The sequence below is a fragment of the Vreelandella sp. EE27 genome (assembly GCF_968206495.1).
Genome location: NZ_OZ309109.1, coordinates 668,570 through 681,150, shown reverse-complemented (window position 1 = coordinate 681,150; position 12,581 = coordinate 668,570). Strand labels below are relative to the sequence as shown.

General features: G+C 63.5%; 12 protein-coding genes and 4 tRNA genes. 11 read left to right on the top strand and 5 right to left on the bottom strand.

Annotated elements, in window-relative coordinates; genetic code table 11:
- Positions 1-15: 15 nt before the first annotated feature.
- The 4 genes from ACWHVV_RS03270 to ACWHVV_RS03255 all read right to left on the bottom strand — a co-directional run bounded on the left by ACWHVV_RS03270 (position 16) and on the right by ACWHVV_RS03255 (position 458).
- Positions 16-91: transfer RNA gene (locus ACWHVV_RS03270), tRNA-Val, on the bottom strand.
- Between the two features lie 55 nt (positions 92-146).
- A tRNA-Asp gene (locus tag ACWHVV_RS03265) sits at positions 147-223 on the bottom strand.
- Between the two features lie 34 nt (positions 224-257).
- Positions 258-334 (bottom strand) — tRNA-Asp (locus ACWHVV_RS03260).
- 48 nt (positions 335-382) lie between these two features.
- Positions 383-458, bottom strand: a tRNA-Val gene (locus ACWHVV_RS03255).
- Positions 459-757: 299 nt separating this feature from the next.
- Between ACWHVV_RS03255 and ccoN the strand changes: the two genes are divergently transcribed.
- The 11 genes from ccoN to fnr all read left to right on the top strand — a co-directional run bounded on the left by ccoN (position 758) and on the right by fnr (position 11,615).
- Positions 758-2,230, top strand: coding sequence for a cytochrome-c oxidase, cbb3-type subunit I (gene ccoN, locus ACWHVV_RS03250; RefSeq protein ID WP_447929114.1), 1,473 nt, complete (start codon positions 758-760; stop codon positions 2,228-2,230).
- A complete protein-coding gene (gene ccoO / locus ACWHVV_RS03245) occupies positions 2,220-2,828 on the top strand; it encodes a cytochrome-c oxidase, cbb3-type subunit II (protein WP_447928055.1) in 609 nt (202 codons plus the stop codon). Before ccoN ends, ccoO begins: the two co-directional genes overlap by 11 nt.
- Complete coding sequence (locus ACWHVV_RS03240) at positions 2,829-3,011, top strand: cbb3-type cytochrome oxidase subunit 3 (RefSeq protein WP_447928054.1); 183 nt, start codon at positions 2,829-2,831, stop codon at positions 3,009-3,011.
- Positions 3,008-3,955 carry a cytochrome-c oxidase, cbb3-type subunit III gene (gene ccoP / locus ACWHVV_RS03235; protein ID WP_447928053.1) on the top strand — a complete coding sequence of 316 codons (948 nt, stop codon included), beginning with the start codon at positions 3,008-3,010 and terminating at the stop codon, positions 3,953-3,955. Before ACWHVV_RS03240 ends, ccoP begins: the two co-directional genes overlap by 4 nt.
- 118 nt (positions 3,956-4,073) lie before the next feature.
- Positions 4,074-5,468: a cytochrome c oxidase accessory protein CcoG gene (gene ccoG, locus ACWHVV_RS03230; protein ID WP_447928052.1), complete on the top strand. Its 1,395-nt coding sequence runs from the start codon at positions 4,074-4,076 to the stop codon at positions 5,466-5,468.
- A 4-nt stretch (positions 5,469-5,472) separates the two neighbouring features.
- Positions 5,473-5,985 carry a FixH family protein gene (locus tag ACWHVV_RS03225; protein WP_447928051.1) on the top strand — a complete coding sequence of 171 codons (513 nt, stop codon included), beginning with the start codon at positions 5,473-5,475 and terminating at the stop codon, positions 5,983-5,985.
- A complete protein-coding gene (locus ACWHVV_RS03220) occupies positions 5,982-8,429 on the top strand; it encodes a heavy metal translocating P-type ATPase (RefSeq protein ID WP_447928050.1) in 2,448 nt (815 codons plus the stop codon). Before ACWHVV_RS03225 ends, ACWHVV_RS03220 begins: the two co-directional genes overlap by 4 nt.
- Positions 8,426-8,629, top strand: a complete 204-nt coding sequence (gene ccoS, locus ACWHVV_RS03215; RefSeq protein ID WP_447928049.1) for a cbb3-type cytochrome oxidase assembly protein CcoS — start codon at positions 8,426-8,428, stop codon at positions 8,627-8,629. The genes ACWHVV_RS03220 and ccoS overlap by 4 nt, the downstream gene beginning before the upstream one ends.
- The gene (locus ACWHVV_RS03210) at positions 8,626-9,321 is read left to right on the top strand and encodes a sulfite exporter TauE/SafE family protein (RefSeq protein WP_447928048.1); all 696 of its coding nucleotides are present in this window, start codon (positions 8,626-8,628) and stop codon (positions 9,319-9,321) included. The genes ccoS and ACWHVV_RS03210 overlap by 4 nt, the downstream gene beginning before the upstream one ends.
- Before the next feature lie 107 nt (positions 9,322-9,428).
- Positions 9,429-10,838, top strand: coding sequence for an oxygen-independent coproporphyrinogen III oxidase (hemN, locus tag ACWHVV_RS03205; RefSeq protein WP_447928047.1), 1,410 nt, complete (start codon positions 9,429-9,431; stop codon positions 10,836-10,838).
- Between the two features lie 36 nt (positions 10,839-10,874).
- The gene (gene fnr / locus ACWHVV_RS03200) at positions 10,875-11,615 is read left to right on the top strand and encodes a fumarate/nitrate reduction transcriptional regulator Fnr (RefSeq protein ID WP_447928046.1); all 741 of its coding nucleotides are present in this window, start codon (positions 10,875-10,877) and stop codon (positions 11,613-11,615) included.
- A 7-nt stretch (positions 11,616-11,622) separates the two neighbouring features.
- Here fnr and ttcA read toward each other — a convergent pair whose 3' ends face one another.
- Positions 11,623-12,525, bottom strand: a complete 903-nt coding sequence (ttcA, locus tag ACWHVV_RS03195) for a tRNA 2-thiocytidine(32) synthetase TtcA (RefSeq protein WP_447928045.1) — start codon at positions 12,523-12,525, stop codon at positions 11,623-11,625.
- Between the last annotated feature and the right edge of the window lie 56 nt (positions 12,526-12,581).

Here is a 12,581-nt window from a genome sequence, read left to right as displayed (position 1 = left end):
AGAGGCGCTTTTAAATGGTGGGTGGTACTGGGTTCGAACCAGTGACCCCCAGCTTGTAAGGCTGGTGCTCTTCCAACTGAGCTAACCACCCATGATCTAACGTCGAAAACGTTCAATCACTTTACATCTACGGCGACTGTTATCGATGGCGGACCGGACGAGACTCGAACTCGCGACCTCCGGCGTGACAGGCCGGCATTCTAACCAACTGAACTACCGGTCCGAATAACGATAACATAGTGCAACAAAAGCGATGATGGCGGACCGGACGAGACTCGAACTCGCGACCTCCGGCGTGACAGGCCGGCATTCTAACCAACTGAACTACCGGTCCGCTGATACACCAACTTTTACTGCTACACGTGTCCAACCCATTAAAAAATGGTGGGTGGTACTGGGTTCGAACCAGTGACCCCCAGCTTGTAAGGCTGGTGCTCTTCCAACTGAGCTAACCACCCGCTGGTCACGTGGCGCTGCATTCTACAGGGTTCCGGTCTGGTGTCAATACGCTAATGAATTTTTGATTCAAATTAACGTGTTGCCGCTAGAGCGCGATCCGCCTGCCTTGAGCGCCGAGGCAGAATGCCGCAACTGCCCCCGCTTCGTCAATCAAAAGTGTCACAATCGAGCAGCGGTTTTCACTACACGTGCTATTTAGCTTAACGCGCCGCCAGGCTAGACTCGCCCAGGGCTTCATGCCCTCCCCGTTTCATGGAAAGCCATTATGCAAAGCGCCCCACAAAACGACGCCCATACAATGCCGCCACCGCCCTCGGCCCCGGTTTACAACTCGGTTTATAACTCTGTTTACAACTACACGGTCGTGCGTCAGTTCGCGATGATGGCCGTCGTTTGGGGGATCGTTGGCATGGCGGTGGGCCTTTTGCTGGCCGCCCAGCTGGTGTGGCCCGAGCTCAACCTGGGCCTGCCCTGGACGAGCTTTGGCCGCCTTCGCCCGCTGCACACCAACCTGGTGATCTTTGCTTTCGGCGGCTCGGCGCTATTCGCCACCTCGTACTATGTGGTCCAGCGCACCTGCCAGACCCGGCTTTATAGCGACCGATTGGCGGCGTTCACCTTCTGGGGCTGGCAGGCGGTGATCGTCGCCGCGCTCGTGTCGCTGCCGATGGGCTACACCACCACCAAGGAGTACGCCGAGCTCGAATGGCCGATCAATATCCTGCTGGCGGTGGTATGGGTAAGCTACGCGGTGGTCTTTTTGATGACCCTGAAGCGGCGCAACACCTCGCACATCTACGTGGCCAACTGGTTTTATGCGGCGTTCATTCTCACCATCGCCGTGCTGCATATCGTCAATAATGCGGCTCTTCCGGTCACGCCGATGTACTCCACCTCGCTTTACGCGGGGGCCGTGGATGCCATGGTGCAGTGGTGGTACGGCCACAACGCCGTGGGCTTTTTCCTGACGGCGGGCTTTCTGGGCATGATGTACTACTTCGTGCCCAAGCAGGCCCAGCGGCCGATCTACTCCTACCGGCTCTCGATCGTCCATTTCTGGGCGCTGATCATGATCTACATGTGGGCCGGGCCGCACCACCTTCACTACACCGCCCTGCCCAACTGGGCACAGTCGCTTGGCATGGTGATGTCGATCATCCTGCTGGTGCCCTCCTGGGGAGGCATGATCAACGGCATCATGACGCTCTCCGGCGCCTGGCATAAGCTGCGTACCGATCCGATCCTGCGCTTTCTGGTGGTCGCGCTCACCTTCTACGGTATGGCGACCTTCGAGGGCCCGATGATGGCGATCAAGACCGTCAACGCCTTCTCCCACTACACCGACTGGACCATCGGCCACGTCCACGCAGGCGCTCTTGGCTGGGTGGCGATGATCACCTTCGGCTCGCTTTATCACATGATCCCGCGCCTTTACGGGCGCACCCAGATGCACTCGGTGGGGCTGATTGCGCTGCACTTTTGGCTAGCGACCATCGGTACGGTGCTCTACATCACCGCCATGTGGGTCAACGGGGTGATCCAGGGGCTGATGTGGCGCGCGATCAACGCCGACGGCACATTGATGTATCGCTTTGTCGACGCCGTCGAGGCGAGCCATCCGGGCTATGTGGTGCGCATGCTGGGGGGGCTGTTCTTTTTGACGGGCATGCTGGTGATGGCGTTCAACGTCTACATGACGGTGAAGTACCGCCAAACCTCGGCGCCGGCACCGCGCACAAAAGCGTTGGAGGGCCGCCGCCATGAAGCATGAGCTGGTCGAGAAAAACGCCGGGCTTTTGGGCGTATTGATACTCGTGGCGATCAGCTTCGGCGGGCTTGCCGAGATCGTGCCGCTGTTCTTTCAAAAAGACACCACCGAGCCGGTGGATGGGCTGCGCCCGCTCAGTGCCCTGGAGCTCGAAGGGCGCGATATTTACCGCCGTGAAGGTTGCGTGGGCTGCCACTCCCAGATGATTCGCCCGTTTCGCGCCGAAACCGAACGTTACGGTCACTACAACGTGGCCGGCGAAGGTCTTTACGAGCACAACTTTTTGTGGGGGTCCAAGCGCACCGGGCCGGACCTTGCCCGGGTCGGCGGGCGCTACACCGACACCTGGCACCGTCGGCACATGTACGACCCGCGCGACGTCGTGCCGGAGTCGATCATGCCCGCCTACCCTTGGCTTTTCGAGCGCGAGCTCGACGGCCAGGCCACGCCCGCCAAGATGCGTGCCTTGCAGCGCCTGGGCGTGCCCTACTCGGATGAAGAGATCGAAAGCGCCCAGGAGCAGGTCGAGGGCACCCCGGAAATCACCGCGCTCATCGCCTACCTGCAGCAGCTCGGCACGGTACTCGAGGGGGCACGCTAAATGGATACCGGCACCTTTCGCGGGCTCATCACCCTGTTTCTCATCATCGCCTTTATCGGCATCGTGGTATGGGCATACTCAAAACGCCGCCGCGACGATTTCAGCGAAGCCGCCCACCTTCCCTTCGCCGACGACGACGAAAGCGCAAGCCCCCGCGAAGCCGAGCGCGAGGACCACCCATGAGCGATTTGTGGGATAACGCCCTGCCCGGTTTCTGGAGCGCCTGGATCATCGCGCTCACGCTGATCACCCTGGCGTTGGTGGTCTGGATCGTGGCGGCCAATGTCGGCCACGGTGGCCCGCCGGGCGCTGACGGCGAGGCGGAGCGCAAGACCACCGGCCACGAGGTCGACGGCATCGAAGAGTACGACAACCCCACCCCCAGGTGGTGGTTCTACCTGTTCGCGGCCACGGTGGTGTTCGCGCTGGGGTACCTCGCGCTCTACCCGGGGCTTGGCAACTTTAAAGGGCTGCTCGGCTGGTCCCAGGAAGATCAATGGGAAGAGGAAGTGGCCGCCGCCGAGGCGCGCTTCGGGCCGATTTTCGCCCAGTACCACGACGTTCCTATCCCCGAGCTCGCCGAGGATTTTGAGGCCATGCAGATCGCCGAGCGCCTGTTCATGAACAACTGCGCCATGTGCCACGGCGTTAACGCCCAGGGCGGCGATGGCTTTCCCAACCTGACCAACGACGACTGGCTTTACGGCGGCGACCCACAGACGCTGGTAACGACGATTAGCGAAGGCCGGCGCGGGGTGATGCCGGCCTGGGCGCAGTTGGGCGACGAGACTCTCGAAGACCTCACCCAGCACGTGCTCGCCCTGGCCGGCCGCGAACACGAAAGCCCCGGGGCCGAACGCGGCGAACAAAGCTATGCCCGTTTTTGCGTGGCCTGCCACGGTGCAGACGGCACCGGCAACCAGGCCCTGGGGGCGCCGAATTTGACCAACGACATTTGGCTACACCAGGCGCCGGGCCAAAGCGTGGCCCAGGCGATCCGCCAGACCCTGAACGAAGGCCGAACCGGCCAAATGCCGCCTCAGGCGCCGTTCATTAACGAGGAGCGCATTCACCTGGTGGCCGCCTACGTCTACAGCCTGCGCTTTAGCGCCACTCAGCGCGAGTAGGCGCGCATTTGCCGCACCATCACTTGGCGCCCACCTAACCCAGGCCATCTAATCTGGCCGCGATTATTGCTATCATGGCCCTACGCTTTTGCGCCACCGCCGATAAGGCCGGAGTTCGATGCAGCCGATACCCGCCCAGGACATAACCCCTCGCGCCGAGAAACCACCGACGACCAAAGCGCCGCAAAGCCAGCACGGCCGCCTTTACGTGCGCGAAAGCAAAGGATTTTTCCAGGCACTTCGCCGCGGGCTCAATACGCTGCTGATGCTGGGTTTTTTCCTGCTGCCCTGGCTCGAGGTACAGGGGCGCCCGGCCATATGGCTCGATATCCCGGGGCGGGAATTTCACCTGTTCTCTACGACGTTCTACCCCCAGGAATTCATCCTGTTGGCGCTTTTGTTCATCGCCGCTGCTTTCGGGCTTTTCTTTATCACCGCGCTGGCCGGCAGGGTGTGGTGTGGCTACACCTGCCCCCAAAGCGTGTGGACCTTTGCGTTCATGTGGGTCGAACACCGCCTGGAGGGGTCGCGCCACCGGCGTATCCGCCGTGACCGCACCCGCCCAAAAGGCCATCTCGCGCGCAAGGCAGTCAAGCACGCCCTTTGGGCGGCGATGGCGTTGGTCACCGCCGTCACGGTCGTCGGCTATTTTACGCCCGTCCAAGCGCTGGTCGCGGAACTTGCCACGCTCCAGACCCAGGGCTGGGCGCTGTTCTGGGTGGGCTTTTTTGGCTTTTTCACCTACCTCAACGCCGGCTGGCTGCGCGAGCAGGTGTGTCTTCACATGTGCCCCTACGCACGCTTTCAGTCGGTAATGTTCGACCGCGACACGCTCACCGTGGCTTACGACGCCCGCCGTGGCGAGCCCCGGGGGCGAAAGGCCTCGAACGCCCCAGGCACCGGCGGCGACTGCATCGACTGCTCGCTTTGCGTGCAGGTCTGCCCTACCGGTATCGATATTCGCGAAGGGCTGCAGTACGCCTGTATCCAGTGCGCCGCCTGCGTGGACGCCTGTGACACGGTGATGGACCGTCTCGAAAAACCCCGCGGCTTGATCCGCTACACCACCCAAAACCGCCTGGAGGGCCGCCCCTCTTCGCGCTACCGCTTAAGGTATTTAGGCTACCTGGCGGCGTTAACCGTGGCGCTGGCCGCACTTGCCTTTGCCCTTGGCCAGCGCGTGCCGGTAAGCTTCGAGGCCGAGCGCCCCCGGGCCTCGCTTTATACCACCACCGCCGGCGGCGACATTCAAAACGTCTACCGGCTGACCGTGCGCAACCGCGACCGCCAGGCCCATACCTACCGGCTAAGCGTCGAGGGCGTGGCCGACGCGCAGCTCGACACCCAAAGCTTAAGGGTGCCCGCTGGGGCCTCGCGCACCCAGGTGGTCAATGTGAGCGCCCCCGGCGCCGGGCTTACCCCCAGTCAGCCGCTCGCTTTCATCCTTGAAGCCGAGCACGCGCCGATACGCGCCGAGCGGCAAACCCGGTTTTTGAGCGGCGAGAGGAGATAGCCCCATGTTGGAACCTGCGCCGTCGCCCTGGTACCGCCAGTTCTGGCCCTGGTTTTTGATCACCCTGCTGCTCTCTTCGATGCTGGTGAGCGTTGGCTTTGCGGTGGTGGCGGTCAAGACCTTCGACGGCATGGTGGTCCAGGAGGATTACTTCGAGCACGGCAAAGCGATCAACGCGGTGCTCGCCAAAGCGGAGCGCGCCGAGGCGCTGAATCTTGAAGCCGGGCTGCGTATCGACTCGCTCACCCAGGAGGTGGTGCTCGACCTGAGAGGCCAGGCGCGCCCGGCGGGGTTGACGCTCAATCTGATATTTCCCACTCAGGATAACCGTGACCATAGCGTGGCGCTGACGCACCGCCACGGCGGGCGCTACTTAGGCCAGGCCCCGGCGGGGCTCGAGCACCGCTGGTACGTAACGCTCACCCCGCAAGAGACCGACGAGTGGCGGCTAAGCGGCGAGATCACCCTGCCGTCCAACGCGGGCGTCACCCTGGCCCCCGCCAGGAGCGCGCCGTGACGCCACCGTGCTATCACTGCGGCACGCCGGTGCCCGCCGGTGCGCCCTGGTCCATCACGTTGGACGGTGCCACGCACCCACTCTGTTGCCCCGGCTGCGAGGCGGTGGCGCACGCCATCGTCGAGGGCGGACTCGAGAACTACTACCGCTACCGCACCGAGCTTTCCGCCCGCCCGGAAAGCAACCAGGCCGCGGCGCAAACCTGGTCGGCGTTCGACCACCCGGACCTGCAGGCGCAGTTCGTTCACCCGCGTGAAGCGGACGTTAGCGCGACCCTGGCCGTGGAAAATATTACCTGCGCGGCCTGCGCCTGGCTGATCGAGCACCACCTGAACGCGCTGGAAGGCATTACCCAAAGCGCGGTGAATCTGTCGGATCATCGCCTGCGGGTGAGCTGGGACCCGGACACGCTCAAACCGTCCCATATCTTTGCCGAACTAGCCGCCATCGGGTATGCGGCGATGCCCTTCGAGCCCGACCGGGCGCAAAAGCGCCTGAAGCGCGAAGAACGCATGACCGTGCGACGGCTGATCGTCGCCGCTGTCGGCATGATGCAGGTGGTGATGTTCTCCGTGCCCATGTACGTGGCGGGCCCGGATGAGCTGGGCGCAGACTTCTTCGCGCTCTTTCATTGGCTGTCGCTTGCGCTGACCACCCCGGTGGTGTTTTTTTCGGCCTGGCCGTTTTTTCAGCAGGCGCTACTGGGGCTTCAGCACCGCCGACTCACCATGGAGGTACCGGTGGCGCTCGCCGTGGGTGGCGCCTACCTGGCCAGCGCCTTTGCCGTGGTGTTCCACCAGGGCGAGGTCTATTTCGACTCCATCGCCATGTTCACCTTCTTTTTGCTGTTTAGCCGCTACATCGAGGCGCGCACCCGGCGCCGAGGCGGGCAAAGCGGCAACGCCTTGAGCGGCGCGCTGCCCGCCTCGGCGGTGCGTCTGGAAGCCGATGGCGCCGAGCGCATCGTCCCCGCCAGCCATCTTGCCCCGGCTGACCGCGTGCTGATAAAACCCGGCACCACCGTTCCCGCCGACGGCGTGATCGAACAGGGCGAGTCGAGCCTTGACGAGTCGATGCTCACCGGCGAGTTTCTGCCGGTCACCCGACGGCTGAACGAGCGGGTCACCGGGGGCAGCCAAAACATGGAAAACGCGCTGGTGGTGCGCGTTACCCGAGCCGGCAGCTCGGCGGCGATCTCCCACGTGCTCGATTTGACCGACCGCGCGTTCGAGCGCCGCCCACGGCTTGCCCGGCTAGCGGAGACCATGGCCCAGCGCTTCGTGCTGCGCCTGCTGCTGGTTACGGTGTGCGTGGCCATCGCCTGGACGATGATCGACCCCGGCCGGGCGTTCTGGGTGACGCTGTCGGTTTTGGTGGTCACCTGCCCCTGCGCGCTGGCGCTGGCCGCCCCTACGGCGCTTGCCGCCGGCCACGGCCAGCTGGGTAAGCGCGGCGTACTGATCACCCGGGCCGACGCGTTGGAGACGCTTGCCACGGTGACCCGCGTGGTGTTCGATAAAACCGGCACGCTGACCCGAGGCGAGATGCGCCTAAGCGCTACCCAGCCGGTGGACGACACCCTGACCGGCCACCAGGCCCGGCGCATCGCCGCCGCCATCGAAGCCCACTCCGAGCACCCCATCGCCTCGGCGTTTCGCCCTTTCAGGGAGGCGGACACGCGCGCTGAAAACGTTATCCGCGAGACCGGCCGTGGGCTGACCGCCACGCTCGGCGCCACCACCTGGCGCCTTGGCCAAGCGGCGTTTGCCGCAGGACGCGAACTCGCCCCTCCCGGCCCCGGCCAGTGGCTGCTGCTCAGCGAAGAGCACGCCCCCAGGGCCTGGTTCCAACTCGAAGATACCCTGCGCGACGACGCCGCCCTGGCCATTGCCCGGCTAAAGGCGCTCGGGGTGGGGGTCGAGCTTTTGTCCGGCGACACGCCTGAGGCGGTGGAGCCCCTGGCCACCGCGCTTGGCATCCCGACCTGGCAGGCCCAGGCCTCGCCCGAGGCCAAGCTTACGCGGCTGCGCGCTTTACAGGCCGACGGCGAGCGGGTTTTGATGGTCGGCGACGGCATCAATGACGTGCCGGTACTGGCCGGCGCAGATGTCGCCCTGGCGATGAATGGCGCAACGGACCTGGCGCGCAGCCGCGCGGATGCGCTGCTATTGAGCCCACGCCTGACCCGCATTGGCGAAGCCCTGACCATGGCCCGCGCCACCCGGCGGGTGATGCGCCAAAACATGGCCTGGTCGGTGGGCTACAACGCCCTGGCGCTACCGCTGGCCGCCCTCGGCCTGGTGCCGCCCTGGCTTGCCGCGCTTGGCATGTCGCTGAGCTCGCTGGTGGTGGTTTGCAACGCGCTGCGCCTGAACCGCCGCCCGCGGGTCGACGCACACATGACGCCTCGCCAAGAGACGCCTCCCCAAGAGGTGCGCGCATGACGATTCTCTACCTGCTGATTCCGCTCTCGCTCACGCTGCTCGCCATGGCCGTATGGGCGTTTTTCTGGGCGGTCAAAAACGACCAGTTCGACGACCTGGACGGCCCCGCTCATCGCATTTTGTTCGATGACGACCCGCCCCCGCCGGCAAAGCGCCGCGCCGGTGAAAAGCCCCCGCCCTCACAAGAGCCGCCGCCATGAACCCGACCGGCATGGATTTACCGCCGCTTGCCGCCGCGCTGGTATTCGGCCTGCTTGGCGGGGCGCACTGTATCGGCATGTGCGGCGGCATCATGAGCGCGCTGGCCTTTGCGGTGCCGCCCAGCATGCGAAGCCCCGCGCGCATGACCGGGCTGTTGCTTGGCTACAACCTGGGGCGCGTATCGAGCTATATGCTGGCCGGGGCACTCGCGGCCGGGCTTGGCACGCTGGCATCCCTCGCCCCTGCCGCCCGGCTGACGCTTCAGGTGTTTGCCGCGGTGATGCTGATTTTGATGGCGCTTTATATCGCCAACTGGTGGAAGGGGCTGTTAGCGCTCGAGGCGCTAGGACGCAGGCTTTGGCGTCATATCGAGCCGGCGGGCCGGCGTCTGATGCCGGTGGTTCACTTGCCCCAGGCCTTTGCGCTGGGGGCGCTTTGGGGCTGGCTGCCCTGCGGGCTGGTCTATTCGATGCTTGCCTGGAGCATGGCCAGCGCAAGCCCCACTCAGGGTGCGCTGCTCATGGGCGCGTTCGGCCTGGGCACGCTGCCCGCGCTTTTAGCCACCGGTTTTGCCGCCCGCACGCTTGCCGGGCTGATCCGCCACCCGGCCACCCGCGTCGTCGCGGCGCTTCTCATCATCGGCTTTGCGCTTTACCAGCTATGGGCGCTTTTCCCCCACCCGGGGCACTAAGCGGCGGGCTTTATTGACTCAGCTCAACGTAGGCCCTGGCGGCAGACGGTAACCTGTACGTCGCCACCCACCCGTCCGGCCGCTCATTCACCTACCCGGGAGCTTTTATGTCGACCTGCGCCCACGCTGCCCCCTCGTCACCCGCTCCCGCCTGGGATGAAGCGCTCGTGCGCCGCTACGATAAAAGCGGGCCGCGCTACACCTCCTACCCCACGGCGCTCGCTTTTCACGAAGCGTTCGGCCCGGAGGATCTTACCGACGCTTTAGCGCGAAGCAACGAGAGCCAAAGGGCGCTGTCGCTCTACGTGCATATCCCGTTTTGCGAGAAGATCTGCTTTTACTGCGCCTGCAACAAGATCGCGACCAAGAATCGCCAGCTGGCCGAGCCCTATCTTTCCCGCCTCGACCGGGAAATGGTGCTGGCCGCGCGCCACGTGGATACCGCGCGTCCGGTGCAGCAGCTTCACTGGGGCGGTGGTACACCGACCTTTTTGACGCTCTCGCAGATGGGCGACCTGATCGACCGGATGGATGCCCGCTTCGGGCTCTCGAGTGACCCGGCGCGGGATTACGCCATCGAAATCGACCCGCGCGAGGCGGACGTTCTCACCCTGCGCCATCTTCAGTCGCTGGGGTTCAACCGGCTGAGTCTGGGCGTGCAGGACCTGGACATCGAGGTCCAGAAAGCGATCAACCGCGTCCAGCCCCGCCGGCTCACCGAAACCCTGATGGACGAGGCGCACCGGCTGGGCTTTAGCTCGCTCAACGTGGACCTGATCTATGGGCTGCCGCACCAGACCGAGCAGCGCTTCGCCGATACGCTTGCTCAGATCATCGAGCTCAACCCGGCCAGGTTGTCGCTGTTCAACTACGCCCACCTGCCCACGCGCTTTGCGCCCCAGCGGCGTATTCTCGAAGCTGACCTGCCCGGCGCCGATGAAAAGCTCGCCATTTTGCGCATGAGTATCGAGATGCTGGGCCAGGCAGGCTATGTGCATATCGGCATGGACCACTTCGCCCGCGCCGATGATAGCCTGACGCTCGCCCAGCAAAACGGCACGCTCCAGCGCAACTTCCAGGGGTATTCAAGCCACGCGCAGTGCAATTTGATCGGTTTGGGGGTATCGGCGATTTCCCGGGTCGACGACGTCTACGCGCAGAACCCGGTCACCCTGGATGACTACGCAAAGGCGCTGGATCAGGGTAAACTGGCCACCTGTAAAGGCGTGCGCTTGAACGCCGACGACCTCATTCGCCGCGAGGTGATCGAGCGGCTGATGTGCGATATGCGCCTGGACCTGGCGGCCATTGGCACGCGTTTCGGGATCGATGCCGACACCTACTTCGCCCAGGCGCTGGATAACCTGCGCCAGGCCGAGCGTGACGGACTGATTACGCGCCAGGACCTGGTATTGAACGTTACGCCGATCGGGCGGCTACTGATCCGCCACCTGGCCATGGCCTTCGATACCTACTTGACAGAGCAGTTCGCCGCGCGTTATTCAAGAATATTATAATATATACTTTGTACCCGGCCATACGAGGAGAAGGTGATGTCCATCACTGCCAGCCAACGCCGCTCGATGCTACAGGCGCCGCGCTGCCAAACCTGTAGCCTGAGTTCGCTCTGTTTACCGCTAGCGCTGCAGCTCGAGGACGTAAGCCAGTTCGACGCCATCATCCGCCGCCGCGCGCCGCTCAAAAAGGGCGAGGCGCTGTTTCATCAAGGCGAGAACTTCTCCAGCGTCTACGCGGTCCGTTCGGGAAGCCTCAAGCAGGTGACCAGCGAAGGCAATGGCGACGACCAGCTCACCAACTTCTACCTGCCAAGCGAGCTGGTCGGCCTCGATGGTATCGACGAGGAATTCTACCCGGGCAGCGCCATTGCGCTCGAAACCACCACGGTATGTGAGATCCCGTTCAAGCATTTGGACAAGCTGTCCGAGGAGCTGCCCGAGCTCAGAGGCCAGCTTTACCGCAGCATGAGCAAGGAGCTTCGCGACGACCGGCGGATGATGCGCCTTTTATCGCGCAAGACCGCCGACCAGCGCCTGGCGGCTTTTCTCACCACGCTTTCTGATCGTTTTCGCCGCCGCGGCTACTCGCCCTATAGCTTCCGCCTCTCCATGGCACGGGCGGATATCGGCAACTACCTGGGGTTGGCAGTGGAAACGGTCAGCCGGATTTTAAGCCGGCTCCAGCAGCAGCAGGTGGTCGCTGTTTCCGGGCGCGAGGTGAACATTCTGGATATGGCCCGCTTGACCACCCTGGCCGACGAAGAAGTGTCCGCCTGACCCGCCGTTAGCCTACATTGAGCGCCTGAATACGCCCGGCCTTCATTTCCGCTTGTTTGGCTTCCAGGCCCTGGAAGTCGAACAGCGCCCGGTCGGCCAGCTGCGAAGGGGCAACGTTGGTCACCGCTTTGAACATGCTTTCGAGCCGGCCCGGGTACTTTTTATCCCACTCGGCAAGCATCGCCTTGACGTTCTGACGCTGCATGTTCGGCTGGGAGCCGCACAGATTGCAGGGAATGATCGGAAATTCCATCAGCCGGGAGAACTCGGCGATATCCGCCTCCTTGCAGTAGGCCAGCGGGCGAATCACGATATTTCTGCCATCATCGGACAAAAGCTTGGGCGGCATGGCCTTGAGCGTGCCGCCGAAGAACATGTTCAAGAAAAGGGTTTCGAGAATGTCTTCCCGGTGGTGGCCAAGCGCCACCTTGTTGGCGCCGATCTCTTCGGCAAACCCGTAGAGCGAGCCACGGCGTAGCCGCGAGCAAAGCGCGCAGGTCGTCTTGCCCTCCGGGGTTTTCTCCTTCACCACCGAGTAGGTATTACGCTCGAGAATATGGTACTCGACGTCCAGCTTGTCGAGGTAGCGCGGCAGCACGTGCTCGGGGAAGCCGGGCTGTTTCTGGTCGAGATTCACCGCCACCAGCGAAAAATTGACCGGGGCGTTGCGCTGCAGATTGCGCAGGATCTCGAGCATGGTATAGCTGTCCTTGCCCCCAGAGAGGCACACCATCACCCGGTCGCCCTCTTCGATCATCTGATAATCGAGAATGGCGTTGCCGACCTCGCGGCGAAGTCTTTTCTGCAACTTGTTGAATTCGCGCTTTTGTTTCACATCGCTTGGCTCGATTGAGCTTGCCGGGGCCGGGGCCTCGGCCACGACGGGCTCGAAATGATCGGGTTGTTGCATGGTATAAGCACTGCCGGTGATGGGTGGTGAAGGCGTTATTCTATCAAGACTCCCGC

Bases quoted from the DNA above. Each gene is read 5' to 3' on its own strand.
- ACWHVV_RS03210 (WP_447928048.1), top strand. From the start codon at position 8,626: ATGAACCCGACCGGCATGGATTTACCGCCGCTTGCCGCCGCGCTGGTA.
- ccoG (WP_447928052.1), top strand. From the start codon at position 4,074: ATGCAGCCGATACCCGCCCAGGACATAACCCCTCGCGCCGAGAAACCA.
- hemN (WP_447928047.1), top strand. From the start codon at position 9,429: ATGTCGACCTGCGCCCACGCTGCCCCCTCGTCACCCGCTCCCGCCTGG.
- ccoO (WP_447928055.1), top strand. From the start codon at position 2,220: ATGAAGCATGAGCTGGTCGAGAAAAACGCCGGGCTTTTGGGCGTATTG.
- ttcA (WP_447928045.1), bottom strand. From the start codon at position 12,525: ATGCAACAACCCGATCATTTCGAGCCCGTCGTGGCCGAGGCCCCGGCC.
- ACWHVV_RS03225 (WP_447928051.1), top strand. From the start codon at position 5,473: ATGTTGGAACCTGCGCCGTCGCCCTGGTACCGCCAGTTCTGGCCCTGG.
- fnr (WP_447928046.1), top strand. From the start codon at position 10,875: ATGTCCATCACTGCCAGCCAACGCCGCTCGATGCTACAGGCGCCGCGC.
- ccoP (WP_447928053.1), top strand. From the start codon at position 3,008: ATGAGCGATTTGTGGGATAACGCCCTGCCCGGTTTCTGGAGCGCCTGG.
- ccoN (WP_447929114.1), top strand. From the start codon at position 758: ATGCCGCCACCGCCCTCGGCCCCGGTTTACAACTCGGTTTATAACTCT.
- ACWHVV_RS03240 (WP_447928054.1), top strand. From the start codon at position 2,829: ATGGATACCGGCACCTTTCGCGGGCTCATCACCCTGTTTCTCATCATC.
- ccoS (WP_447928049.1), top strand. From the start codon at position 8,426: ATGACGATTCTCTACCTGCTGATTCCGCTCTCGCTCACGCTGCTCGCC.